General features: G+C 43.2%; 29 protein-coding genes. All 29 read left to right on the top strand.

Going from position 1 to position 25,469, the window contains the following annotated elements; translation table 11 throughout:
* The first annotated feature begins 5 nt into the window (after positions 1–5).
* The 29 genes from ICN26_RS02235 (at position 6) to ICN26_RS02095 (ending at position 25,460) form a co-directional block, all read left to right on the top strand.
* The gene (locus tag ICN26_RS02235) at positions 6–452 is read left to right on the top strand and encodes a flagellar export protein FliJ (RefSeq protein ID WP_215355956.1); all 447 of its coding nucleotides are present in this window, start codon (positions 6–8) and stop codon (positions 450–452) included.
* A 26-nt stretch (positions 453–478) separates the two neighbouring features.
* Positions 479–2,563: a flagellar hook-length control protein FliK gene (locus tag ICN26_RS02230; RefSeq protein WP_216266521.1), complete on the top strand. Its 2,085-nt coding sequence runs from the start codon at positions 479–481 to the stop codon at positions 2,561–2,563.
* Positions 2,564–2,589: 26 nt separating this feature from the next.
* Positions 2,590–3,327, top strand: a complete 738-nt coding sequence (locus ICN26_RS02225; RefSeq protein ID WP_216266518.1) for a flagellar basal body-associated FliL family protein — start codon at positions 2,590–2,592, stop codon at positions 3,325–3,327.
* A 31-nt stretch (positions 3,328–3,358) separates the two neighbouring features.
* Positions 3,359–4,465 (top strand): flagellar motor switch protein FliM, encoded by a 1,107-nt coding sequence (gene fliM / locus ICN26_RS02220; RefSeq protein ID WP_216266517.1) that lies wholly within the window; start codon positions 3,359–3,361, stop codon positions 4,463–4,465.
* A 44-nt stretch (positions 4,466–4,509) separates the two neighbouring features.
* Positions 4,510–4,887, top strand: coding sequence for a flagellar motor switch protein FliN (gene fliN / locus ICN26_RS02215; protein ID WP_215355964.1), 378 nt, complete (start codon positions 4,510–4,512; stop codon positions 4,885–4,887).
* A 5-nt stretch (positions 4,888–4,892) separates the two neighbouring features.
* Positions 4,893–5,231, top strand: a complete 339-nt coding sequence (gene fliO / locus ICN26_RS02210) for a flagellar biosynthetic protein FliO (protein WP_216266514.1) — start codon at positions 4,893–4,895, stop codon at positions 5,229–5,231.
* Complete coding sequence (gene fliP, locus ICN26_RS02205) at positions 5,228–5,974, top strand: flagellar type III secretion system pore protein FliP (protein ID WP_216860358.1); 747 nt, start codon at positions 5,228–5,230, stop codon at positions 5,972–5,974. The genes fliO and fliP overlap by 4 nt, the downstream gene beginning before the upstream one ends.
* Before the next feature lie 5 nt (positions 5,975–5,979).
* Positions 5,980–6,249, top strand: a complete 270-nt coding sequence (locus ICN26_RS02200) for a flagellar biosynthetic protein FliQ (RefSeq protein ID WP_215355967.1) — start codon at positions 5,980–5,982, stop codon at positions 6,247–6,249.
* A gap of 3 nt (positions 6,250–6,252) precedes the next feature.
* Positions 6,253–7,035 carry a flagellar biosynthetic protein FliR gene (locus ICN26_RS02195; protein ID WP_216266512.1) on the top strand — a complete coding sequence of 261 codons (783 nt, stop codon included), beginning with the start codon at positions 6,253–6,255 and terminating at the stop codon, positions 7,033–7,035.
* Entirely contained in the window at positions 7,025–7,786 is a 762-nt protein-coding gene (locus ICN26_RS02190) for a hypothetical protein (protein WP_216266510.1), read from the top strand. Before ICN26_RS02195 ends, ICN26_RS02190 begins: the two co-directional genes overlap by 11 nt.
* A gap of 150 nt (positions 7,787–7,936) precedes the next feature.
* Positions 7,937–9,001, top strand: coding sequence for a carbonic anhydrase (locus ICN26_RS02185; RefSeq protein ID WP_216266508.1), 1,065 nt, complete (start codon positions 7,937–7,939; stop codon positions 8,999–9,001).
* A gap of 32 nt (positions 9,002–9,033) precedes the next feature.
* Positions 9,034–10,677: a tetratricopeptide repeat protein gene (locus ICN26_RS02180; protein WP_216266507.1), complete on the top strand. Its 1,644-nt coding sequence runs from the start codon at positions 9,034–9,036 to the stop codon at positions 10,675–10,677.
* 247 nt (positions 10,678–10,924) lie between these two features.
* On the top strand, positions 10,925–11,341 hold the full coding sequence (gene flgB / locus ICN26_RS02175; RefSeq protein ID WP_215355976.1) for a flagellar basal body rod protein FlgB: 417 nt from the start codon (positions 10,925–10,927) through the stop codon (positions 11,339–11,341).
* Complete coding sequence (flgC, locus tag ICN26_RS02170) at positions 11,338–11,742, top strand: flagellar basal body rod protein FlgC (RefSeq protein WP_215355978.1); 405 nt, start codon at positions 11,338–11,340, stop codon at positions 11,740–11,742. The genes flgB and flgC overlap by 4 nt, the downstream gene beginning before the upstream one ends.
* Positions 11,743–11,773: 31 nt before the next feature.
* Entirely contained in the window at positions 11,774–12,466 is a 693-nt protein-coding gene (locus ICN26_RS02165; protein ID WP_216266505.1) for a flagellar hook assembly protein FlgD, read from the top strand.
* A gap of 32 nt (positions 12,467–12,498) precedes the next feature.
* Positions 12,499–14,232, top strand: a complete 1,734-nt coding sequence (locus ICN26_RS02160) for a flagellar hook protein FlgE (protein ID WP_216266503.1) — start codon at positions 12,499–12,501, stop codon at positions 14,230–14,232.
* Between the two features lie 17 nt (positions 14,233–14,249).
* Positions 14,250–15,011 (top strand): flagellar basal body rod protein FlgF, encoded by a 762-nt coding sequence (locus ICN26_RS02155; protein ID WP_215355983.1) that lies wholly within the window; start codon positions 14,250–14,252, stop codon positions 15,009–15,011.
* 16 nt (positions 15,012–15,027) lie between these two features.
* Positions 15,028–15,813, top strand: coding sequence for a flagellar basal-body rod protein FlgG (gene flgG / locus ICN26_RS02150; protein ID WP_046329698.1), 786 nt, complete (start codon positions 15,028–15,030; stop codon positions 15,811–15,813).
* Complete coding sequence (locus ICN26_RS02145) at positions 15,810–16,535, top strand: flagellar basal body L-ring protein FlgH (protein WP_216266501.1); 726 nt, start codon at positions 15,810–15,812, stop codon at positions 16,533–16,535. Before flgG ends, ICN26_RS02145 begins: the two co-directional genes overlap by 4 nt.
* Positions 16,536–16,540: 5 nt before the next feature.
* On the top strand, positions 16,541–17,665 hold the full coding sequence (locus ICN26_RS02140; RefSeq protein WP_216266499.1) for a flagellar basal body P-ring protein FlgI: 1,125 nt from the start codon (positions 16,541–16,543) through the stop codon (positions 17,663–17,665).
* Positions 17,665–18,108, top strand: a complete 444-nt coding sequence (locus tag ICN26_RS02135; protein ID WP_216266497.1) for a hypothetical protein — start codon at positions 17,665–17,667, stop codon at positions 18,106–18,108. Before ICN26_RS02140 ends, ICN26_RS02135 begins: the two co-directional genes overlap by 1 nt.
* A gap of 12 nt (positions 18,109–18,120) precedes the next feature.
* Positions 18,121–19,590, top strand: coding sequence for a flagellar hook-associated protein FlgK (gene flgK, locus ICN26_RS02130; RefSeq protein ID WP_216266495.1), 1,470 nt, complete (start codon positions 18,121–18,123; stop codon positions 19,588–19,590).
* An 8-nt stretch (positions 19,591–19,598) separates the two neighbouring features.
* Positions 19,599–20,465 (top strand): flagellin N-terminal helical domain-containing protein, encoded by an 867-nt coding sequence (locus ICN26_RS02125; protein ID WP_216266493.1) that lies wholly within the window; start codon positions 19,599–19,601, stop codon positions 20,463–20,465.
* 17 nt (positions 20,466–20,482) lie between these two features.
* Entirely contained in the window at positions 20,483–21,343 is an 861-nt protein-coding gene (gene motA, locus ICN26_RS02120; protein WP_046329702.1) for a flagellar motor stator protein MotA, read from the top strand.
* 5 nt (positions 21,344–21,348) lie between these two features.
* Positions 21,349–22,377 (top strand): flagellar motor protein MotB, encoded by a 1,029-nt coding sequence (gene motB / locus ICN26_RS02115; RefSeq protein WP_215355997.1) that lies wholly within the window; start codon positions 21,349–21,351, stop codon positions 22,375–22,377.
* A gap of 55 nt (positions 22,378–22,432) precedes the next feature.
* Positions 22,433–23,176 carry a hypothetical protein gene (locus tag ICN26_RS02110; RefSeq protein ID WP_216266491.1) on the top strand — a complete coding sequence of 248 codons (744 nt, stop codon included), beginning with the start codon at positions 22,433–22,435 and terminating at the stop codon, positions 23,174–23,176.
* Positions 23,177–23,203: 27 nt separating this feature from the next.
* Positions 23,204–23,590: a hypothetical protein gene (locus ICN26_RS02105; RefSeq protein WP_215356000.1), complete on the top strand. Its 387-nt coding sequence runs from the start codon at positions 23,204–23,206 to the stop codon at positions 23,588–23,590.
* Positions 23,591–23,625: 35 nt separating this feature from the next.
* Positions 23,626–24,219 carry a tetratricopeptide repeat protein gene (locus ICN26_RS02100; protein ID WP_216266489.1) on the top strand — a complete coding sequence of 198 codons (594 nt, stop codon included), beginning with the start codon at positions 23,626–23,628 and terminating at the stop codon, positions 24,217–24,219.
* 110 nt (positions 24,220–24,329) lie between these two features.
* On the top strand, positions 24,330–25,460 hold the full coding sequence (locus tag ICN26_RS02095; RefSeq protein WP_216266487.1) for an EscU/YscU/HrcU family type III secretion system export apparatus switch protein: 1,131 nt from the start codon (positions 24,330–24,332) through the stop codon (positions 25,458–25,460).
* Positions 25,461–25,469: the final 9 nt, after the last annotated feature.

Here is a 25,469-nt window from a genome sequence, read left to right as displayed (position 1 = left end):
ATCTGATGAATGCCATAGAGCTCCTCCATCGCTTAGCCAAAATACGGGAAGATCAAGCTATGGCGCGAGCAAAACGTGTTGCCAGTCAGGTAAACCAGCAAAAAGCCTTTAAAGATCAAGTACTTCAATACGCTAAAGATTATGAAGCTCAAATGCTTGCCAGCGGTAAGGGCGGAGCGTCGGTTGCATTTATTCAGGACGCTAATGCCTTTAGAGAAAAGTTACTGCATAGCGCAATTGAGATGGATGGACAGATTCAGGGCTTGACTAGAGCTTCTGAGGAGACCCTAAAAACAGCTACTATGGCCAGAATGCGTACTCGAGGGCTATCAAAGTTGGTCGACAAAATGCACCGAGAGGCCAAGATAAAGCTGGCTAAAGCAGAGTTAAGCCAGTTCGAAGATAACTTCTCAGCAAGGCTGAGTTATAAAACTGGCACGAAAGATGCATAGTTGGTAGTGTTCCATTTGGAGAAAGCATGCCAACAGTCAGTCAAATACAGATGCAAGCAGCAGTTAGCCCCTTCAGTGAGGCTATTGCTCAACCGGGTAGTCTTGCCGGCGGCTCTGCCATGCCTGTTGGTTTTGATACTTTCTTGTCTTCCTTGAACCAAAAGATGCTGGCACGCTTAGATGCGAGAACAGATTCAGGCAAATTAAGCAGTCCTAAAACTGGTTTGGGTACCTTAGGTATGCAAAATTTGCCAGGATTTACAAAGCAAGATAAAGATTCTGCAAAAATTACCGATCCCATGCAGTTACTGGCGGCTCAGTTGGCAGCCCAAGGACTGATTAGTCCAGTTGTAAATCAACCCACTGTAAGTAACCCATTGCTTAATAGTGGCCTGGGAGTGAATGCTGTAGATTCAAGCAAAACAATGGCTGGGTTGAATTTGCCTAGCGCTTTAAGTCTAAAAGGTCAAAATATTGACTCCCAGCAAAACCAGTTAATTACGCAGTCACTTGCAAGAGCAATGAAGGAATCGGGACAAGGGAACAACTTAGCCGCTCAAAATCCGCAAGTAGCTCAGTTAATGCAAATGCTGCAGCAAGCCCAACCTACCAACACTGCCCAAGCCAGTGCCCTAGAGCAATTAAAGGGCTTAGTGGCGCAAGCTGGCCAAACTAGCCAAACAGCTAGCCCAGCTCCTAAAATCACGCTGACCCCAGAGCTCGCTAGTGCGATCCGGGATCTCGCGCAGCAAGCCCAACCTACCAACACTGCCCAAGCCAGTGCCCTAGAGCAATTAAAGGGCTTAGTGGCGCAAGCTGGCCAAACTAGCCAAACAGCTAGCCCAGCTCCTAAAATCACGCTGACCCCAGAGCTCGCTAGTGCGATCCGGGATCTCGCGCAGCAAGCCCAACCTACCAACACTGCCCAAGCCAGTGCCCTAGAGCAATTAAAGGGCTTAGTGGCGCAAGCTGGCCAAACTAGCCAAACAGCTAGCCCAGCTCCTAAAATCACGCTGACCCCAGAGCTCGCTAGTGCGATCCGGGATCTCGCGCAGCAAGCCCAACCTACCAACACTGCCCAAGCCAGTGCCCTAGAGCAATTAAAGGGCTTAGTGGCGCAAGCTGGCCAAACTAGCCAAACAGCTAGCCCAGCTCCTAAAATCACGCTGACCCCAGAGCTCGCTAGTGCGATCCGGGATCTCGCGCAGCAAGCCCAACCTACCAACACTGCCCAAGCCAGTGCCCTAGAGCAATTAAAGGGCTTAGTGGCGCAAGCTGGCCAAACTAGCCAAACATCCCCTCAAGTATCTTCTTCAGACCTTAAGCCTGCTTTAGTTGTCACTACTTCGACCGTAGGAGTAGCTGAAAAACTTTCTACGCCGCCTCTAGATAGTCGCAGTATTAGTAAGGATCAAAATTCTGCGATTATTAGTTCGCAAAATATGAAGAATTCTGATAATTCCTTGATTCCTTTGTATGCAGGTCAAGCGTCCAAAGAAAATAAAGGCCTTGAGGTCGCGCCCCGTATTACCCTAGCATCTGATTTTCACGACAAAGAACTTGAAAAAATAGATGAGTTAGCTAGTCAAGATCTTAATAGCCTAAGCGCCCAATATAGTGGTCTTGCACGCTTAGATAGTCAGACTTCAGAAGCTCTTCAAAAGTTTCAAATCAAGCAAACAGAGGCTTCTTTTGTGAGTGGCCCCTTACATAGTGAAATTATGAGCGCTGCAAAGTCTGGTGGCGGTCGCATAATGTTTGAATTAACACCGCCGGAGCAAGGTACGATCCGGATTGATTTGCAAATTAATCAAAATGGCCATGCACACTTAATTGTTGAGGGTGCCAGTGATGCAACAAAATCTCGCCTCGATCAGGGCGGCCAAAACTTAAAGCAAGAGTTTGCTCAAATGGGCCTCAATCTTTCCCTTGATCTTAGGCAGGGTAACCAGTCTCAACAGGCGTCAGGTCAATCCTTTAATAATGCCCGTCAGGACTATTATGCTAGCCAGCAGACTACGAATCCCAACCCTAAAAACCTTGCAACAATAGATCTTATAGGTTCGGGTCATAATACGAGTGCTAGCGGAACAGTGCATCTGTTTGCTTAATATGATGAAAAATAAAGGGAATTAGCATGGCTGATGAAGAACGCGTAGAGCCTACCTTAGATGTCAATGGCGGGCTACCACCCCCACCAGTCGTAGAGAAGATAGAGATAGAAGAAGAAAAGCCTAAAAGCAAAAAAATGCTGTTTTTGATCATAGGCTTGGTAGTAGTGCTGGCCGGAGCGGTTGGTGGCTATTTCTATATGCAACATAACGCTGAGCTTAAAAGACAGCAAGAAGCTGAAGATAAACGCCCTGAAAATATTTTGAAGAAGCAATTGATGGAGCGCAAAGATAATGCTGCCCCAATTTATATTGCGCTAGACGAAATGATCGTAAACCTGCCTGGTAGAGGAGGCGAGCATTATTTGCAGACTAAGATGGTTCTCAGAACAAATGATGGGTCCACCGAAGATAAAATCAAGAAGTTTATGCCTGTCATAAGGGATAAAGTTATTACGGTTTTATCCTCACGCCAAATGCAAGAGTTGGCAACTGTCGAGGGTAAAACGATGATGGCTCGCGAGGTCGCATTGGTAATTAATTCAATTATTGCGCCGCAGCTAACTGCCATTTATATACTCCAGCAACAACCATCAACAGCTGATATTCAGAATTTAGAGAGAATAGGTGCTGTACCAAAAGAAACTTCTTCAGGTCAAAAGATTACTGGCGAGGCTGCTAGGGCTGCGGCAGAATTTTGGAATGTTACTGAGATGGATCTTCCAGTTCAGGCCGTACTATTCAATACCTTTGTAATGCAGTAAAATGAGGGCAAGACAGACCACTTAGGAAGATATGGCGACAGGAGCAATCAATGTCGAGATGAACATTGCAGCTGAAGATCAGCAGTCCATGTTCGACAAATCGAAGATTATTGCTCGTCGGCGCATGCCGACATTGGAGCTGATTCACGAGCGTTTTTGCCGGGCGGTTCGTTTATCCTTATTTAATATGATTCGAGCACCCATTGAGGTGCAAATGCATATGCCGAGCGTCAAAAGCTACGAGCAATTTGTATCTGAATTTCCTGAGCGGACAAATATTAATATTGTTGGTATCCGTCCTTTGCGCGGGGTGGGGTGCTGGATTGTTGACCCTGGAGTTGTCTATATCGCGATTGACAATATGTTTGGTGGCGAAGGACGATTAGCGCCCAGACTGAGCTTACGCGAATACACCCCTACTGAGTTGCGCATCATTCGTCGCTTAGTCGATGCACTTCTAAATGACTACGAGAAGGCTTGGAAAGCGGTATATGAAATCAAGTTTGATTTCATGCGCCAAGAGACTAATTTTGGATTTGCGAAGATTACCTCCCCAGGGGAGATGGTGCTTCATTCCAAATTTACCATTGAGATTAACGGCAGACCTGGTGATGTCGACCTTTGTATTCCATTTTGGGTAATGGAACCTATTAAAGCCATTCTTTATAACAATATGCAAGGCTTTGCAAGTGAACCGGATGAGCATTGGACTAATTTATTAAATGATCAAGTCCACGAAGCTCCAGTGACTGCCGTCGCTGTATTGGCTCGTAAGCAGATGCTATTACGTGAGATTACATCTCTATCAGTGGGAGACATTATTCCTATTGAAATTAATGATCCAGTGACTGTTTATGTTGATGGTTTGCCTGTGATTAAGGGGCAGTATGGTGTAAAAGAAGGTCGCTATTCTGTCAAAGTGAGTACGATTCAACATCCTGCAGAATTCCTAAAAAGCCCGCTAGAAAAGGCACGCTTGGGTCCGAGTATGATGCGAAGTGCGGAAAAAGGGGAGTTGTACGAGCAGCCGGGAGAGCATCCTCAGTCTTTTGCGCCGATGCCGACTACTGAGTCCAATAAAAGGGACGCCTCAAGCGATACAATAGGTCAGCTTGCGGATGAGCTGGACCCCAAATAAACCCAAGTATCAAGCAGGCATAGAAGAGATTAAAGAGGATCAAGATGGCTGAAAACGATAATGATTTAGCGAAAACGCTCACAAGCGCTGATGTATCTGGTTCCCTTCGTAAGGCTACATTTAACAACTTAGAAGATGGCGCAAAAACCGGTGCAGATTTTAATGATATCGATTTAGTGATGGATGTACCGGTTCAGGTCACAGTCGAACTTGGACGTGCAAAAATGCAAATCCGTAATCTCTTAAATCTCACTTACGGCTCTGTGATCGAGTTAGATATTCTGGCTGGAGAGCCACTAGAAGTTGTGGTGAATGGTTGCTTAGTAGCACAAGGTGAAGTGGTTATCGTGAATGATCGTTATGGTATCCGCTTAACCGATATTGTGACTCCCGCAGAGCGTCTGCGTAAAATTAATCGTTGATTTAAATGGGTACCTCGGTTGGAGGCATGTTGCTTTTCTCATTCGTCTGGCTGGCACTTGCTGCCGCACTAATTTGGGTAGTTGCCTATTTAGTCAAACGTGACTCTGCAGTGCGTGCAAATAATCCTCATGTAATGATCTTGGCTCAACAAGCTTTAGGCCCTAGAGAGCGTGTAATTATTGTGAATATACTTAATCGTATCTTGGTGATTGGGCATACTCCGACCCAAATTAATCTATTGATTGAATTAGATCCTGAAGATGTGGCCCACATGAAGCCGCAACCCAGTAGCGTCGACTTTGCCAATCAGTTACGTGCTTTGGTCAAAAGGAAAATCGGTTGAAAAATAAGATTACCTTTTATATCACCGGGGTAATAGGAGTACTTGGATTTTTCCCATTCATAGCGTGGAGTCAAACTTTACCGCTAGTGACTACAAAGCAGGTCAGTGGTGGTACAACTTATTCAGTGCCTGTTGAAACGGTTTTAGCTCTCACAGCATTGAGTTTTTTGCCTGCAGCTTTAATTTTAATGACTAGTTTTACAAGGATTTTGATTGTGTTTTCTTTGTTACGTCAGGCACTAGGTTTAACCACTATGCCACCTAACATTGTATTAATAGGGCTTTCGTTGTTCCTAACTTTATTTATTATGAATCCAGTATTTGATTCAATGTATAAAAATGCTTATCAACCATATTCCGTAGGTAAGTTGGCTTTTCCCCAGGCGGTAGAAATTGGATCAAAGCCCTTAAAAGAATTTATGTTGAAACAAACGCGTAAGGACGATTTGAATTTATTCGTCAAATTGTACGGAAAAGAAATTGAAGCACGTGAAGAAGTTCCGTTCACGGTTTTGATCCCAGCATTTGCGATTTCAGAGATTAAGACAGGTTTTTTAATTGGCTTCATTATCTTCCTGCCATTTTTGGTCATTGATTTTGCAGTTGCCAGCATCTTAACCTCTCTAGGTATGGTGATGGTTTCGCCGATGATGTTTTCCTTGCCACTGAAGTTGATTGTATTTACCTTGGCAGATGGTTGGGTCTTACTCTCGACCTCATTAGTCCAAAGTTATATTAATTAATTGCCATGGAGAGTGGGGTCGTTCTCGATTTGGTTTATCAGGCCTTGAGGATGGTCGCAGTTTTGGCGGGGCCTATACTCATGGCATTATTGGTTGTGGGACTAATCATTGGTATTTTGCAAGCAGCTACCTCTGTAAATGAGTCCACAGTTGCGTTCATTCCAAAGCTTATTGTATTTGCTGCCGTTGTTATGATCGCTGGGCCCGTCACTCTATCGTTGTTTACAGACTATATGAGAGAGCTCTTTGCGCGCATACCAGGCTTGGTAAGTTAATTGATGTTGACTATCAGCGGCCTTCAAATTGAGCAATATATGGCGATCTTTATGTTCGCCTCGTTAAGAGTTTTTGGACTTCTTTTGACTGCACCCATGTTCGCCTTAAGAACAATTCCGTTACAGTTTCGTCTATTCGTCGCTTTGGCATTTGGTATTTATCTTCTGCCGCTACTGGGAACTGAAAAAATTCCATACCCCGGGAGTATTACTTTTTTTGCTTCGGCGATTGAGTTGGCTATTGGCGCTTTCATTGGATTTGCGGTTCGCATAGCATTTATGGTGGTCGATATTGCAGCAGAAGTACTCTCTTTTTTAGCTGGCTTTAGTTTTGCATCTACTAACTTTTTCGATCCTTCTTTAGCATCTGGTTTGGTATCACAGTTTTTGGGCTTAGTGGTTTTGGCGCTTGCATTCACGCTCAATATTCATTTAGTGTTGATCGATTTGGTCTTAAGTAGCTTTAAAACAGTACCATTAGGAATTTGGCCTCAAGCATGGACTTCTAAAGGATTGATAGATTTATTTTCCGCATCATTTCGTTTAGGATTAATACTATCAATGCCTGTACTACTGGTTTATATGATGTTCAATTTAATTCAAGCATTTCTAGGAAGAACTAGCCCACAAATGAATTTATTTTCTGTAGGGTTTGCGGTCAGCATACCTTTGGCCTTTTTGGTTATTTTTTTGATCTTGCCAGATCTGCAGTTTATTTTAGAGCGCTCTCTTGAAAATCCTTTACAACTTATCCGTCAAGGTTTGGAGACACCCAATGCGAAATAAGTTCAACATAAAATCTCTGATTCAATTTGCAGGTAGTACTTTATTCATAATTGCTAGCTGTTCTGTAGGCTGTCAGACCCTAGATTCATCTGATAAGCCCAGCTCAATAACGATTTCAGTTGAGGAAGGGCTTACTCCAAAAGAGCAAATATTGTTAGGACAAAACTCATTAAATCAAGCGACTGATGGCCCCGATGAATGTGACAAGAAATTCCCTTTTTCAACTGCGACGAATAAAAATGATCCATATGCTGATACTGGCCCTGAAACATGCAAGAAGCTAAAAATACGTGGTCAACGCATGCAATGTGAAATTGACTCACTTGTATTGGAGAAGCCTGAATCGAATACAACGGGAGCCAAAATAGAGTTGGCCAGTTGGGCTCGTTGCAATGGGAAGATAGCCGATTTATTAATTGAAGGCTACTATTTGCCAGCGAGTGAAATTGAAAGAAGGTTGCAAATTTGCAGCTCTAATTATTATGCCGATCCTGGTAAGATGCCCAAAGCAGGTTGGTATCAACGGTTTCTCAAATGGTATACCAGTAATGATTTAACCCCGCCACCAACTGATGCAGCCCTTGAGGTTGCATTAAAACAGTCAACACCGCTCGATAGCCGGCAAGATACTGCTGGCTTGATGAAGTGTGAGTGGATGTTTGGTAATAGCCGTACACCTCAGATAGATCCACTACCAAGTTCCAGTAATGTAGTGCCGACCACTCCAGCTAAAAGACCTGTTAAGAAGTAAGAATTAGCACCCGCTGACAGTTTCTACTGGCCAATCTGTTGATAAGGCGCTTAAATTAGTGCTTCTAAGGTAGATATTCGAGTCATCTGAAAATATATTTGTAAATCTTTCTTAAACGAAATTACAAATATTGCCGTAAGCAGGATCATGATGAATAGAATCCTCAGTCCCTTTGCTATGGTCATAGCCCTAGCTATTAGCCTTGTGCTGACGCAGCCGGTAATGGGCTCCGATCCTGCGCCAACCCCCAATACAGTAAATAAAGTTGAGAAGATAGCTGATAAAGCCAAGGTTACTGTATCCCCATCCCCTTCCAGTGACGAAGAGATGAGCAAGGCATTGACTAGTAAAATTAACAAAGGGTCTGGTGACATCATTATCCGAACTAGTGATCTGGCTGTTAACAGCACTGCCATGATCTCTGCAGAGGTGAAGCCAAAGTCCGTAGCTAAGCCATCTACCAAGCCCGTCGAAAAAGACATACATACTCATCATTGGACCTATTTTGATGGACCAGGTGGTCCAGATAATTGGGGTAATTTAAGTAAAGATAATTTAGCTTGCCTTAAGGGAAAGAGCCAATCTCCTATCAACATCAATATTGATAGGGCTGTCAAAGCAGAATTAAACCCAATAGAGTTTATTTACAGGGCATCGCCTCTGACTATTATCGATAACGGCCATACCATCATGGTGAATTACGGCGAAGGCAGTAATTTGATGGTAGATGGTAGGCAATATCGACTGGTTCAGTTTCACTTTCACAAACCTGGCGAAGAGGCAATTAATGGTGAGCGTAGTGATATGGTGGCACATTTAGTGCATCAGCATCATGATGGTAGTCTAGCAGTAGTGGCGGTTTTATTGAGTACTGTGAAACCAGTAGCGCTCAGAAAATACTGGTGGGGCGAGGATGCTGCAAAAGAGAATTCTCTTATTAGCACTCTTTGGAACAACGTTCCATTGGTCAAAGGCAAAGCCGAAACTCCTGGCGTCATGATTGATATCAATCAAATATTGCCAACAGATAGAAGCTACTTCACTTACATGGGATCTTTAACAACGCCGCCGTGTACTGAAAACGTTCTCTGGCTTGTACTCAAAAATCCAATTTACATTAGCGAGGCTCAAGTAAAGAATTTTGATCGCATTTATCCGATGAATGCACGACCTCTGCAACCTAAGGGTGACAGATTGGTTAAAGAAACTAAGTAGCTATAGTTTGATGCTAAGCGATTAATAAAATAATGAATCAAATCAAAAAGATTTCGAATCAATCTGGTGGGAATATTAGTATTTCTCAGAAGATTGTTTCCGAATTAAATAGTCAATCCCAAATATTTGATTTGGTAGATATGGCTATTGCATTTCATCAACATGGAATGCTTGAGGAGGCTAGTTTAATTTATGAAAAAATTCTAATTAAAGATCCGGGGCATATCGATGCTATGAATTTGCTTGGCCTGATCGCTTTGCAAAAAAAAGAATATCCGCATGCAATAGAGCTCATTAATAAGGCAATTTCAGCATCGCCTCATAATAATGTCCCTGAATTTCATGTAAATCTTGGATGTGCGCTACACCAAGAAGGCTTATTGGATGAATCAATCGCAAGTTTTGATTTGGCAATATCCTTAAATCCATCTGTTGTGCTTTATTACACGAAGCGAGGTCTTGCTCAACTAGAAAAGAAATATTTTGATAGCGCCATCAATAGCTTTGATCAGGCAATTGAGCTCAGCTCACAAGATTCAATGAGCTTTTATTATCGCGGTCTTGCTCAATTAGAAAAGAAATATTTTAATGATGCCATTAACAGCTTTGATCAGGCAATTAAACTAAAAGATGATTTTTCTGAGGCTTTTAATAATCGCGGTATTGCCCAATTAGGGGGTAAGTATTTTGATGCCGCTATTGAAAGCTTTGATTGTGCAATTCGGCTGAAGCCTGATTATTCTGAGGCCCTATGGAATAAGGGGCTAGTATTACTAAAATTAGGGAGATTTGAAGAGGGCTGGATGTTGTATGAGGCTAGATTAAAAAAGTCCCCAGCATTTCCTTTGGTGAGACAAGAACTTCAATATAGCTATATTGAAGTGGATCAATTAGCAAATAAGTCTGTCTTACTATTCAGTGAGCAGGGGATAGGTGACACTATTCAGTTTTATCGTTATGTGAAAAAAATTGCCAATCTGAATGCTAGAGTAACTGTAGCAGTTCAAAAATCTTTAGTTGACTTGTTATCAGAATCAAATCCATTGTGGAGCATAGTTAGTATTGAGGGGGCATTACCAGAGTCTGACTATAGAAGTTCGCTACTAAGCCTCCCTTTTGTTTTGCAAGAAAAATGTATTGATATTCACGCTGATAATCCTTATATTTTTAGTAGTCCGCTTAAAGTATCGGAGTGGAAGAATAGGCTTGGTACAAAGCAAAAACCCCGTATTGGATTGGTATGGAGTGGCAACACCTTATTTAAAGAGAATGCTAATAGAAGTATCCCCTTACTTCAGTTAATTCCATTTTTACCTAGCGATTTGCAGTATGTGAGTCTGCAGAAGGAATTAAGTGATTTTGACTTAAAGGTATTAGAAAGAAATGCGTTTATTTCAAATTATGCTAGCTACCTAATTGATTTTAATGAAACCGCGGCCTTAATTGACTGCTTAGACCTAGTCATTACCGTGGATACTAGTATTGCCCATCTTGCTGGGGCTATGGGCAAGAAAGCATGGCTATTGCTTAGTGACAATGCTGATTGGCGTTGGTTTATAGATACTGAGTCTTCACCGTGGTATCCAACAATAAAAATCTTTAGGCAGGACCAATTGGGAGATTGGTCAAGCGTGCTAAAAAGAGTCGAACTTGAGCTGGGAGCTCAATTTAGATAACACTCCTACTTTTAGCTTTTCGCAGATATCCACCATCTTTTTTGGTAATTATTGCCAAGACTAGCCCTTAATAGGCAATTTTTGCCTATTAAGGGCTCTAGCTTATGTTTCTTGGAATTATTCCGGCCCTTGCTAGAAAAGGGTGGACATGTATCCCTATTTTCCGAAAACTGGCACGCTCCTTGCATATCTACTCATGAGGAATTTCCCCTCGGTTTAGATCATTCCCTAATAGGGAGGAGATGAAATGAATGCAGTGCCGCAATACGACTCATTAATGTTTGGTGAAACTGCGCTGAAACTGCGTACTTTTCGCCAGCAAATCTTGAGTAATAACTTAGCAAACTCAGATACTCCCGGCTTTAAGGCCAGGGATATTCGTTTTGCTGACGTATTGAAGGCGCAGTTGGAAGGCAAGTTGCCTTCAACAGGTGTCTCCATGGCGACAACTCATGCCGGACATATTGATGGCAGCAATAATAAAGATGACCCTCGTCTGCTCTTTAGAGTACCAAACCAGCCGTCTAAAGATGACAACACAGTAGATAGTGACGTGGAGTTAAGTGAATTTACGAAAAACTCTGTATTTACCGAGGCTGCACTCCTTTTCTTGGGTGGCACACTGAATAGTCGCTTGACCGCAATTAAAGGACAGCCCTCATGAGTCTATTGGCTGCTTATGATATTGGGTCTTCCGGTCTAGCGGCGCAAGCTATGCGTTTGAATGTGACCGCATCCAATATTGCTAATGCAGAGAGTGTTTCTGGCCCTGATGGTCGTCCATATCGCGCACGTCAGGTTGAATTTAGTGCATTGATGAAACCAGGCTCTCCAGGATCAGGGGTTGCTGTGAAAAGCATTGTAGAGAGCGATGCCCCACTCCGAATGGAGTATCGACCAGGACATCCAAAGGCCAATGCGGCTGGATATGTGGAAATGCCTAATGTAAACCCAGTCGAAGAGATGGTGAATATGATTTCAGCATCACGATCGTATCAAATGAATATTGAAGCGATGAATGTTTCACGCCAATTGATGCTGAAGACTTTAGATTTAGGCCGCTAAATTTTTGAATAGATGAAGAGCTGAGGAATATATGACAACAACAGGTCCAATGAGCAACATTCCGGTGTACGATCCAGCCGTAGCTAAGAGTGCGGGTACTAATTCCTCTATTGGAACAACAGCGCAAGATGAAACCCAGAATTTTTTGAAGTTACTAATAGCGCAAATTCAAAATCAAGATCCAATGGCTCCAATGGATGCATCAACCATGACGGCACAAATGTCTCAGCTCAATATGGTGACGAGCATGAGCAACATGAACACCTCAATGACTGCCATGCTCAATCAAATGCAGAGTGTTGACTTTATGAATCAAGCCTCTCTCATAGGGCATAGTCCAGCAGTGGCAGGAAACACAATCTCATTTGATGGAACAAGCCCAGTGATCTTGGGTGCAAATGCTGCAAATCCGATGAGCTCAGCAGTGGCAACAATTAAAGATGCTAGTGGCAATGTAATCAATAGCGCAAGTCTAGGTGCTGTAGTTGCTGGAATGAAAAATTTTGCATGGGATGGTACTGATGCTGACGGCAATGCAGTCGCCGCAGGTACATACAGCATTAGTATTAGCGGAACAAATACAGCTGGTGGAACTGAGTCTCTAACAGCTTATGTGGCATCCCCGGTAGCTGCAGTAACTAAGGGGGCTAAAGGTGAAACGCTACTCACCTTGCAAGATGGAAGACAGATCAATGCATCAACAATCCAGCAATGGGTCAATTAAATTAATAAAGAAATTACGATAAGGAGTCGAAAATGGGATATGGAATCGGATTAGCAGGCTTGACAACAACTTCACAAGCGATTGACGTTGTCAGCAATAATATTGCCAATGCTCAAACTGTTGGATATAAAAACGGTCAGTTTGTATTTGCTGATATGTATTTCAAGGCAAATGATGCTCAGGCAAAAGACCGCGTTGGTATGGGCTCACAACAACAGGCTATTAGAAGAGATCAATCCTATGGATCGGTAACATCTACACAAAATCCATTGGATTTAGCGATTACTGGCCCTGGTATGTTCATGCTAGCAAAAGATGTTGTTGGAACTGTTCCAACAGAAAGTCCAAGTAAGTTTGAATACACACGTAACGGACAATTCGGAACCGATAGTGAAAACCGAATGGTCAATCCAAGTGGTTTGTTGGTAGTGGGCTACCCATCAGATGAGGCTGGAAATATTATTGCTGGCGCAAAATCTGTAATGACATTAGATCAAACGCCTCTTCCATCGCAGCCTACTCAAAATTCTGTAATGGCTATGAACTTGGATACTAGGAATGGAGCATTGGACTATGCCTTTAGTCCCACTAATAGCAGTACCTACAGCCAAGCCACATCGCAAACTTTATACGATCAAAATGGTACCGCACACATATTGGCCTTGTACTATAAGCAAGTCTCATCTCAGGAATTAACATTAGAACTAGACGATGATGGCGGCTATTCCTATAATCCAACTCAGTCAATAACTTGTCCAGATAACGAGCAATTAGCATTAATCGCAAGTACCTACAAAGGTGAGGATAAAAAGTACGTTACTACATCAGGTGCAAGAGCACTTGGCAGTGGTGAGTCGATTAATACTGAGGACGTCACAATTACTGGAGCTGTGAAAACGCTGACTGGAGGTACTTTAAATACTATTGGATCAACCTATGATCTGACATTATCTGATGGAACCCATGTCCCAATTACTCAAACAAGAGTAGGGGTAGCGACAAACGGTGTTTACACTACTACTCCAAGATATACAGCATCAGTCGATCGTTTTGAAGTATACGCAACTATTGATGGCAACAAAGTCGGACACGACCCAGATACTGATGGTGATGTGGATTTTATTCAGCAAAGCGATCTTTCAACCTACACTCAGCAAATGTCCATTGGTACCATGGCCTTTATGGGGGGTAAAAATATCGATACCCTGCAATTGGGTTCAGATGGAACACCTGAAAATGATGCATCAACAAGTCTTTATATAAATGCATTAAGTTCAAGCGTTGCTGGTGATTACGGGCGTACAGATGATTACGGAATTATGCAATTTACGATTACTAGTGACGATATGTCAGCGTTAACTGCTCCTTCACAAACTTACGCTAACAGTCAGGATGGTCACACGGTATCAAATTTATCTAGTTATGCAATTGATAGTGATGGAAAATTAATTGCCACTTATGACAACGGTGAAACCCTTGTTAAGGGACAGTTAATACTGGCACAGTTTAATAATCTTGATGGTTTAATGCCAAATGGTAGCAATACTTTTACGGCAACAGATACATCTGGTGAGCCGATTTTGAGTGCGCCTGGAAGTGGTTTGTTGGGTCAGGTACGATCAAAGGCACTAGAGGCATCAAACGTGGACCTAACATCTCAACTAGTTCAGTTGATGGTATTGCAAAGACAATATTCAGCAACTTCGCAAGCTTTGAAACTACAGGCTTCCACATTGATTGATGATGCAATTAATATGGGTCGATAAGCAGCACGATCTAATTTATGATTAATCGATACGCTTACACTTCCATGACAGGGGCAACAGCTTCAACTAATCAGTTGGCTGTTACCTCTAATAATCTGGCAAATAGCTTAACGCCCGGTTTTAGGGAAGTGATAAGCGCATTTCGTGCTGTGCCTCTCAAAGGCGATGGTGAACCATTTACAGGAAACGGCGCAGATACCAGGGTATTTTCTGTTGAAACTACCCCCGGGAGTAACTTTACAGGCGGGCCATTGCAAACAACCTCAAATCCTCTAGACGCAGCTATTAAAGGCGATGGATTTTTTGCAGTGCGTAGGCCTGACGGGAAAGAGGCATATACCCGCGCTGGTAAGTTCATGGTGAATGATCAAGGAATTTTGAGTATCGGCAAGGATATACCAGTGGTCGGTGATGGAGGTAGCATCACAATTCCATCGGGCTCAATAATGCAAATAGCTGAGGATGGCGCAATTTATACCCAGGTTCCTGGAACACAATTTCTCAATCAAGTCGGCAAGTTAAAGCTAGTTAACCCCAATACCAATAATTTAGTGCGCGCGGAAGATGGCTTATTTGATCTACCAGGAGAGCAAGCAGCCTCTGACTCGCGTGTCAAAGTAGTACAGGGGGCTTTTGAGCAAAGTAATGTTAATCCAACCATGGCGATGGTGCAGATGATTGGTCAAAGCCGATTGTTTGATTTAAATACCCGCTCGATCACGATGGCCGATCAAAATGCAAGATCCGCTACCACGCTGTTATCACTATCACGTAGCTAATATAAGAAGATAAAAAATGATACGCTCATTATGGATAGCTAAGACGGGCATGGATGCCCAGCAGATGAATCTAGATACGATTGCTAATAATCTTTCTAACTCATCTACAACTGCATATAAGCGGGTCCAGCCGTTATTTCAGGATTTGCTCTACACCACTGTTCGCGCTGCTGGCTCAGCAGCAAATGCGCAAAATCTTTTGCCAACAGGTCTGCAGATTGGATCTGGATCAGCGATTACCTCTACTGAGCGTAATAATTTACAAGGTACATTATTTAAAACAGGTAATCAATATGACCTTGCTATTAACGGTAATGGCTTTTTTCAAATTGCACTTGCTGATGGAACTACTGCCTATACCCGTAATGGCCAGTTTAGTACAAGTGCAACGGGACAAATTGTCACATCATCCGGAAATGTAGTTTCACCTGGATTGACTATTCCGATTACCGCAACGGGCGTTACTATAAGCCTTTCAGGTGTGGTACAAGCTACGAATCAAAACGGAACTATTACGCAAGTTGGTCAATTATCCATGGCTAACTTCATTAATCCTGCGGGCTTAGTTGCACTTGGTGGCGGAAACTATATTGCATCGCCAGCATCCGGTAATGCAACGAATGGTTTACCAGGATTAAATGGTTTTGGTACGATGAATCAGTACTATATTGAGCAGTCCAATGTGAATGTGGCTGAAGAGCTTGTGAATTTAATAGCAGCGCAGAGAGCATATGAGATAAACACCAGAGCTGTATCTGCCTCTGATCAAATTTTGCAGCGCGTCTCTAATTTAGGTCAATGATGATGAAACTTGGTAGATCATTACGATACGTCTTTGTGAGTGCCATGAGCGCCATCTTATTAGGCGCTTGTGCTAGTGCAGATCGCCCGTCTTTATTATCAACACCCACGACTGCAAGGCCCCGCCCTATTCAGGAAACATCTGCAAACATGGGAAGCTTATATCCAGCTAATTCAGGTGGACCCTATATTAATGCAGTGAGTCATCGACCACTTTTTGAGGATCGTCGCGCTCGAAACGTAGGAGACACTCTCACAGTGGTGTTGAATGAAACTACTAGCGCAGCGAAAAATTCTGGTATGACGGCAGCTAGAAAAGCAAATGGCACATCCACCTTTGGTAATAACAGTCCGACATTCAATGGCGCTATGTTTAGTCTTGCAAACGCAGCAAACTTTAGCGGTACCGGAGATATCAAGAGTGAGGGCGCAGGTACCAGTGCCGCTAGTAATACCTTTGCTGGTACGATCACTGTAACTGTTGTAGAGATTCTTTCTAATGGTAACTTAGTTGTTGCTGGCGAAAAACAAGTTGCCGTTAGTAATGAAGAGGAAATTATTCGTTTTGGCGGTATCGTGAACCCCAATACTCTTGTGTTTAATCAAGTCTCTTCACAGCAAGTAGCTGATGCTCGAATAGAGTATCGCGGACGCGGTGCGACAGATGACACCCAGGGTACCGGATGGTTTACGCGTTTAATGCTGAAGCTCGCACCTTTCTAATGAAGATGAATAACATAACTTCTCGATGGACTAAAGGCTTACTAATATTAGTCAGCTCAGCTTTCTTTAGCGGCAACTGCCTAGCTGATCGCATCAAAGACTTTACTGATATCGCTGGGCAAAGATCAAACCAGTTAGTGGGCTACGGTTTAGTAGTTGGCTTGGATGGAACAGGCGACCAAACAACGCAGACGCCATTTACTCTCCAAAGTGTTCTGCAGATGATCGGAGTACTAGGCGTTACTTTGCCGTCAACTGGAAACCAAACACAGCTTCGTAATACGGCAGCGGTAATGGTTACTGCAGATTTTCCAGCGCTTTCTAGGCCTGGACAGCAGTTAGATGTAACAGTGTCTTCTTTGGGTAATGCCACTAGCTTAAAAGGCGGCACCTTAGTGATGACACCGCTCAAAGCTGCTGATGGTCAGGTTTATGCACAGGCTCAGGGTAACGTTGTCATCGGAGGCTCACGGGCTGCATCAGGTGGGGCCTCAACCTCGGTTAACCATTTATCTGCCGGTCGAATCCCTTCAGGCGGTATTGTAGAGAGGGCTGTGCCAGCTCTGCTAGTTGATGAATTTGTGCAACTCGATTTACGTCAAGCTGATTTTTCTTTAATGCAAAGAACGGCTGAGACGATTGGTCGTCGCTTTGGGATTGGTACTGCATTACCGATTGATGCCAGATCACTTAATGTACGTGTGCCAACAGAGCCATTAAAAAGAACAGCATTTATGGCAGCGTTACAAGATTTAGATGTGCTGATGGGTAGTCAACCTGCGCGGGTGATATTAAATTCGCGTACCGGATCTGTTGTTATGAATCAAGCGGTCCGATTATCACCTTCAGCAGTTGCCCATGGAAATTTAACCGTCAAAATACAGCAGTCTCAAACGGTTAGTCAGCCATTGCCTTTCAGCCGTGGCCAGACAACAACCGCTACGGAAGATACTGCCACTATTAGTGATAGTGGGAAAGAAAATAGTTTGATTTCAGTTCCAGGTGGCGCATCCTTAGACCAAGTGGTTAAAGCACTCAATATGATGGGGGCAACCCCGCAGGATTTAATTTCAATCTTACAGTCACTGAGAGCCGCTGGTGCGCTACGGGCAGAATTAGAGGTGATTTAATGGATGTTAATCAATTAACACCTTCAATGAATCATGATGTAGCTAGACTTTTACAAGGTGCAGCTACAAAAACTACATCAACTAACTTAACCGATGAGGCTAAATTAAAGCAGGCTGCACAGGGTTTTGAGCGCACTTTAATTAGGCAGATGCTTAGTTCTGCACGCAATACCAGCTTAAATGGAATGGATGGGCAAAGTAGCGCGTCTAAATCGTATTTAGAGATGATGGATGACCATGTGGCCGATATGCTCTCAAGGGGGCCGGGTGTCGGATTTGGAAATAAGATGGCTGAACAGTTAATTGCGCAGGCTAATGCAGGAAAGCTAAGCGGAAATGAAAAAGTAGCCGTAAAACCATTAGATACTCCTCGCTCAGCTCCAGTTACAGCGCAAACATTGCAGTCTTTGCAAAGACCAAATGGCTTTGGGGGTGCTCCTTAATAAGGAAATTATATGGGCGTCTATTCAATCACCGATTCAGCAATGGCTGCGCTTAATATAGCGCAAGCAGGGGTCTTAATTACCTCGCAAAACGTTGCTGGAGCATCAGTAGATGGCTTTACTCGCCGATCTGCAACAGCAACTATTAATGCAATGGCCCCCAATAACTTGATGCTAAATGGCACAAGCTTTGCGGTTGGTGGTTTTACACGCCAGTACTCAGCGTTAGTTAATGGTCAACTATTAAATCAAGAGGCAAAGTCTAGCTACAGCGATACATTAGTGCAATACACCCAATCGATTGATACCTTAGTGTCTGGTGCTTCTACTGGATTAAATTCAGCCATTAGTAACTTTTTTAATGCGATGGGTACTTACGCAGCAGATCCAACAAGTAAATCACAGGCAGCGGCTATTACCGCAGCAGCAAATGATGTTGCACAGCGTATGACCGGGATGACAAGCTTGGTTTCGCAAATAGAAGATGATGCTAAAAAAGGATTATCTGATACAGCAGAACAAGTCAATACACTCTTGCCAGCACTAGCACAAATCAATCAAAAAATTATTGAGAGTACTAGTGCAGGAAATTCAACACCATCTGCTGATTTATTGGATGAGCGTGATCGATTAAGTTCGCAATTGCAAAAATTAGTAGGTGGTCAAACACTGATTAATGGAGATGGTACGGTTACGCAATTAGTAGATGGAATGGCCTTAGTAGAAGGAGCCATGGCCAATGAATTGCTAATCAATAGCAGTGGTACGTATTCTTTGAGAAGTGGTACTAATAATTCAACCATATTAAATATTCAGGACTTGGACGGTGGGCAAGCAGGTGCATTGCTGGAGTTGGCCAATAGTTTTGTACCAAAAATTAATCAGCGATTAGACTCGTTGGCTATTGGATTGGTCAAGGTTGCAAATACAGCAACTGCTAGTGCTAGCTCGGGTGTTGGACTTTTTGGATTTGAAGTGGGATCAGCCACTATCTTTGATCTTGATGATGATAGTACTGCTTATGCTGATGATGTACCAGATATTGCCCTAGACTCATGGATGACTACTCTTTACTCTGATTTAGGTGATTCTGGTAATTCGATGACTTCAGCAGGGTTGGTTGCCAGTAATTTTGTATCCATTGCGCCTCAAGACCCATCGACATACTTTGATGATGATGGAGAGCCTATTATCACTTCGGATCTGGCCAATACAACCTCAAACAGAATATCTATTTTTGCAAATGCTACTTCTAGTTTAGTAAGTGATGTGGGTGTTCAGGTTGCCTCATGGAGAAGTAGTCAAAAAGCCGATCAAGCCGTTTTAAAAACTTTAACTGATGAACGAGATTCGATTTCAGGCGTTAATTTGGATGAAGAGGCAGCAAATTTATTAAAGTATCAACAGCTCTATTCGGCATCTACAAAAGTGCTTCAAGTAGACAACCAAATGTTTACTGCTCTTTTATCAATTATGAATTAGGATAAATAATGTCTATTCGAATAAGCTCAAACCAAGTTATCAATGCCGGCGTTGATTCTATGAATACCGCTCTGAATGACGCGACTGCGTGGCAACAAAAAATCAGTTCTGGTAAGAATTACACTAAAGCCTCAGATAATGTCTACGCTATCTCAAGAGGGGTTGAGTTAGATTTTGATATATCTCGCCTTCAGATGTTCAAATCTAATCAGGCAATCGCAACAAACAATCATAATGATGCGCAATCCCAAATGGATAGCATCCTAAACCAACTTACTCAACTTAAAACGACATTCATACAGTCTCAAAACGCCTCTTTAAATGAGTCTAACTTTGCCGCTTTGGCTATTCAAGCTGAGCAAATAAGAGATGCTATTCAGAGTCAAATGACTGCAACAGATTCAACAGGCCATGCAATATTTCCCGATGCGGTGAATAGTGTTCAAATCGAGCCGGGGGTTACTGTGGCTTCTGGAGTTGCTTTTAATGATGCTTTTGGCGCGGATGGCTCTTTGTCAGAATCAGAAGATGCTAATATTTATCTAAATATAGACGCTTTTGTAACCTATTTGACAGAAAAATCTCAGGGCTTAACGACAACCAACACTGGTGCAGAGGTGTCGAGTGGTTTAGACACTTCGTATACGCGGTTGATGCAAGCGCAACAGACTAGTGGAGGTATTTCCAAACAGGTGGATAATGCTCAAGCAACGGTAGTCGCTGTCAGAACTGAATTGATTGCTGCATCCTCAGCGCTTTTAGATACTGATATGGCTGAAGCAACAGCAGCTTTTACTAGGTCACAGACCCTATTAAACGCTGCTCAAGCAATGTTTGCTAGACTACAGCAAAGTAACTTATTTTCAAAACTTTAAATTGAGTAAATAGAAGTATGAATATTCCATTAGGCTGGATTATTGCGATGGGTTGTGCCCTAGGGGGCTATGCTCTGCATGGCGGTCATCTAGCGGTTTTATGGCAACCTACCGAGGTTTTGACCATTGTTGGGGCTGCACTTGGTACGATGATTGCCTCAAATACCATCATCAATCTGAAGAAAACTTTAGGAGCTCTGGGCGGGGCTTTTAAAGGTGCTGGCGACCAAAAGAAAAAGCACTTGGACTTACTGTGTCTCATGTTTGAGATTTTGCAGAAAGTGAAACGTGATGGTTTGATGTCTTTAGAGGGTGATATTGAGGAGCCAGAGTCGAGCCCACTCTTTGAGGCATACCCAGACATTTTGAAGGATCACCATTTAGTCGATTTCATTACTGACTACTTGCGGATGATGCTTGGTGGTTCATTAGATCTAGTTCAAATTGAAAGCTTGATGGAGCAAGAATTAGATGTTCATCATCAAGAGAGCCATATACCTGTTGCATCGGTCACGATGGTGGGTGATGGTCTACCAGCATTTGGTATTGTGGCGGCGGTGATGGGTGTGGTTCACACCATGGGCTCCATTGGCTTACCCCCAGCAGAGTTGGGTAAACTCATTGGTGCAGCGCTTGTAGGTACCTTCTTAGGTATTTTGTTGGCCTACGCTTTTGTGCAACCAGTTGCCAAAGTTCTCGAACAGCAAGCCGAGTCCGAAACCAGGGCCTACATGGCGATTAAAGCTATTTTGCTTGCGAGCCTGAATAATTTTCCCCCTGCAGCAGCGGTTGAATTTGGACGCAAAGTACTCTTTACTTATCAACGTCCAACATTTACTGAGCTGGATGAAGGAACCAAAGCTGCTAAAGGAAAGTAAGCACGATGGCTAAATCCGACGCGCCAATTATTGTCGTTAAGCGCGTTAAAAAAGGCGGTCATGGTCATCATGGTGGTGCCTGGAAAATTGCTTACGCCGATTTCGTGACGGCGATGATGGCCTTCTTCTTGTTGATGTGGGTTTTAGGATCCACTACAGCAGGTGACTTGGCTGGTATCTCCTCCTATTTTCAAAATCCGATGCGCGTTTCTATGAGTGGTGGTCAAGGGTCGGGCGAGACTACTCGGATTATCAAGGGTGGTGGTGACAATATTTCTAAGGTAGCTGGGGTTGAGGCCAAGGCTGATGCCGATACTGAGCAACGCCGTATTAGTGACTCATCGGTAACTGATGTTGAAAATGCCCGTAAAGACAGAACTAAAAATGAGGCAGTCAAATCAGAAATTGAAAAAAGTGTTGAATCTGATGCTGAGCTAAAGAATATCAAAGGACAACTCTTTATGGACATCACCTCCGAGGGTCTACGGATTCAGGTGGTAGATGAAAAAGGTAAACCTTTGTTTAATAGTGGCGGCGTAGTACCTAGTGTTGCTGCAAGACGTTTATTGCGTGTAATTGGAAAGTCTTTAAATGATAATCCAGGCAAGATTCGTATTGAGGGCCATACAGATGCTGCAAAATTCTCTAATGGTGAAGCAGGTTACACCAACTGGGAGCTTTCTAGTGAGCGTGCTAATGTAGCTCGCCGAGAAATGATTGCTGGAGGCTTGGCGCCTTCAAATGTTGCCCAAGTCATTGGTTTCGCAGATACCATTCCCTTAAATCCAGCTGATTTAAGTGACCCCTTAAATCGCCGTATCTCAATCACGCTTCTAAATAGAAAGCCTAAGAAAGAAGAGAAGCCAGTACAAAGACCGATTGAGAGGCAGAAGGAGGAATTGCCAAAAGGAGCACAAGAAATCCCGGCTAATTTGAGAGCGCCTGCCCAATTTTTATCTAAGGATCCGCCAATAGCACCTGCAATGGATACTTCAAAGGTAGATAAACCAGCTACAGGCAAGCCTGCGAGGTAAGGTTTTGGTATCGCTCTTTAGAATCCTTCTTGCCTTCATGATCATGGTGCCCTTAGTGAGCATAGCTTCAGACCTTAAAGCTCAAGACAAGAATATTCAAAAAAAGAGCAGTACAGAAGCTAAGACTTCTTCAGAGCCTTTTGTGGGGCCTGCGAGTGAAGCAAAAAAACTCTATAAACGCTATAAACGTAGTTTTGATAAAACTATCGTTGCGATTGCTTGTGTGAAAAATCCCAAATGTATTGAGCCAGAGGATGAGGTGCTGCGTTATAGCAAGGAGGCTTTGGGGATCTTAGAAAAACTCGATACCCTAGCAGGGAATGGGGATGTGCAGGCAAACTACTATCGTGGATTAATTGCCTTTGAGCGTATGAAGTACTACGATCGTCAAGCTGAGATCGTGACCCATCCTGATTTCATCTTAACGAATACCGTTTTTCGTCGTTATGCTAAAAAACAATATTTATTAGCGGAAAAGCACTTTATTGTGCCGGCTAAAATTCAGAATCCCAGTGCATGCGAATATTTAGGCAATCTTTATCTATCGTCCATTGTTGGTAACCCGCAACAAGAAAAGGCAGCCGGTTATTTTTATAATGCTGCTAACGCCTATATTGAGCAGGGCAACCAAATTGCCGGTGCAAGGATGTATAACGCAATGAAGGATAATCTGAATCCTGCAGATCCTAGAATTATTCAGGTGTATGCAAAGTTGCATAATAAGGAACCGATTGCGACATGGCGAAAGCTACCCGGAGATTTAGTGCAAAGTGCACCTAAGAAGGCTGAGCAACATTGATAATCCATTGATTGGAAAGTAACAGATATGAATGAAAAGCTTGAATCCTTAATACAGTTGGCTAAAAAGCTCCTGCTTTGGCTCATTCTGCCATTAGTTATTCTGATCTCTGGCTTTTTCTTAGGTGAGCAGTTTGAGGTTGGACGCTTGTCGGCGATTGCGAGTTGTGAGGGTAGCATGAACAATAGTGCATGCATTCGCTCAAAAGGTTATTTAGTCGCTGCCCCTTACTACCCTGATCTGGGACGCCGTTATTTTGGTGGCTTTGCCAGAATGATTGGTGGGGATTTAGGTGCAAGTTACTATATTGAGCCTGCCTTGCCAGTGAACTTGCCTAAGGCCAGCGATACTCCTCCGGATGAGGATGTCGAAGAGCCTGAAGAGAAGAAGCCTGCGCCTCCGAATAAAAAGTAAGTAATAGCTAACTATCGTACTCAACCGAGCTAGCCATGCCCAGACTGAATTGGTTAAAAGGCTTGCGTATTTCATTGCTGCTGGCTTTTGGGGGTCTTTTATTGGCTTGTTCGGATTACCAGCAGGCAAGGTCAGCTTATGCCGCCGGTGATTACACCAAGGCCTATCAATTATTTCAAGGTCTCGCAGAATCTGGGGATACCAAGGCTCAGTATGATTTGTCTTTGATGTATATCCAAGGAATTGGCACAAAACAAAATATTGAGCAAGGCTTAGTTTGGTTAAATCGTGCGGCCGAAAAGGGCAATATTGAAGCCATGCTTGAATTGGGTGTCTTGTATCAAAAAATCGATACTTTGGACAATGCTCCGCAATTAGCCCTCTATTGGTTTGAAAAAGCCGCCATGGCTGGGAGCGCAGTGGGGCAATACAACTTAGCCCATCTCTATATGGATGGCGGCCAAATTGCGGTAGATTTACCAAAAGCTTATATTTGGATGTCCATATCAGATTCCACCGGTAATCCAGTGGCTGGTGCAGAGGTAGTGAAGCTCAAGGCATCATTGAGCTCTCAAGAGCTCAATGATGCCCAAGAAAAAATCTCTACACTCAAAAAAACCTTGCCTTAACAAATCTAGACCCTAACTCCAACGCTGCATTGACCTCTAGTAATTCAGGAATAATGGGCTCGTAGGGTGTAAGCTTGAGCCATATTATGAATGATGGGTGGGAATAAAAAGTGGCAGAAGGAGGAGATAACTCCCAAGAAAAGGAACTAGAACCGACTGAGCGGCGCATTGCCCGTGCTCGAGAGCAGGGTCAATTACCCCAATCCCGTGATTTGACCACTTTTATTGTGATGATTATTTTCACCATATTTCTAGTGTGGATAGGCCCTTTGTTAGTCAAGCAGTTGGTATTGATGACCCAAGCAATCTTCCAGTTTTCAGAGCCTGCAAAGTTGATTGATCATGTGCAAGAATGGTTTGGAGGATCGCTTCTAATGGTTATCTTGCTCCTAGCTGTGCTCCTCATTCCGTTATGGATTATTGGCGTTTTAGGCCCACTATCTTTAGTAAACTTTCGCGCTTATTTTGCGCCCCAATTTAAGTTGGAAAAACTCGATTTCATCGCAGGTATAGGGCGGATGTTCACCCTGAAAACCTTAAGTGAGTTGTTAAAAAACTTTATTAAAACTACCCTCATGTTGGGGGTGGGTTTTACCTATTTAGTGGGTTTATTTACTTACATTCGTTCGATCGTTAATTTAGGCTTTGATGCAGCACTAGTGCAAACATCGTCTTTTATCTTGGATGGTTTTATGCTGTTGCTTTTACCTTTGTTATTGATTGCGGTTGGGGACTCTTGGTTGCAATTGTTTGACTTTCGCAAGCAAATTCGGATGAGTCCTGAAGAAATGAAGCAAGAGGGTAAAGAGACTGAAGGTTCTCCTGAAATTAAGCAGCGCTTACGTCAAATGCAAAGGCAAATTTCTTCATCTAGGATGATGGCGGCCATTGAGCGGGCAGACGTCATACTTGCCAACCCAGAGCACTATTCTGTGGCACTGCGCTACGATATGGAAAAGATGTCAGCTCCAATCGTAGTTGCAAAAGGGGTAGACCAGATGGCTTTACGCATTCAAGAGGTAGCAAAAGACTTTAATGTACCTATTGCCCAAATCCCCCCTTTGGCGCGCTACCTATATAGTCAGCTAGAGATTGGAGAATCTATTCCGTTACCACTGTTTGAGGCAATCGCCCAAATTTTGGCGTGGGCCTATGACACCAAGGAATCAGGCGCACCGGGCGAAATTCCTCAAGTCGACTTCATTGCTACCCAGCTCAAGCCAGGTAAACCCCTGCTTTAACTAAATTAG

The organism is Polynucleobacter hallstattensis, assembly GCF_018881835.1.
Classification (GTDB): domain Bacteria; phylum Pseudomonadota; class Gammaproteobacteria; order Burkholderiales; family Burkholderiaceae; genus Polynucleobacter; species Polynucleobacter hallstattensis.
Note: the sequence above shows the minus strand (reverse complement) of the source record. Positions and strands in the feature narration are given on the sequence as shown.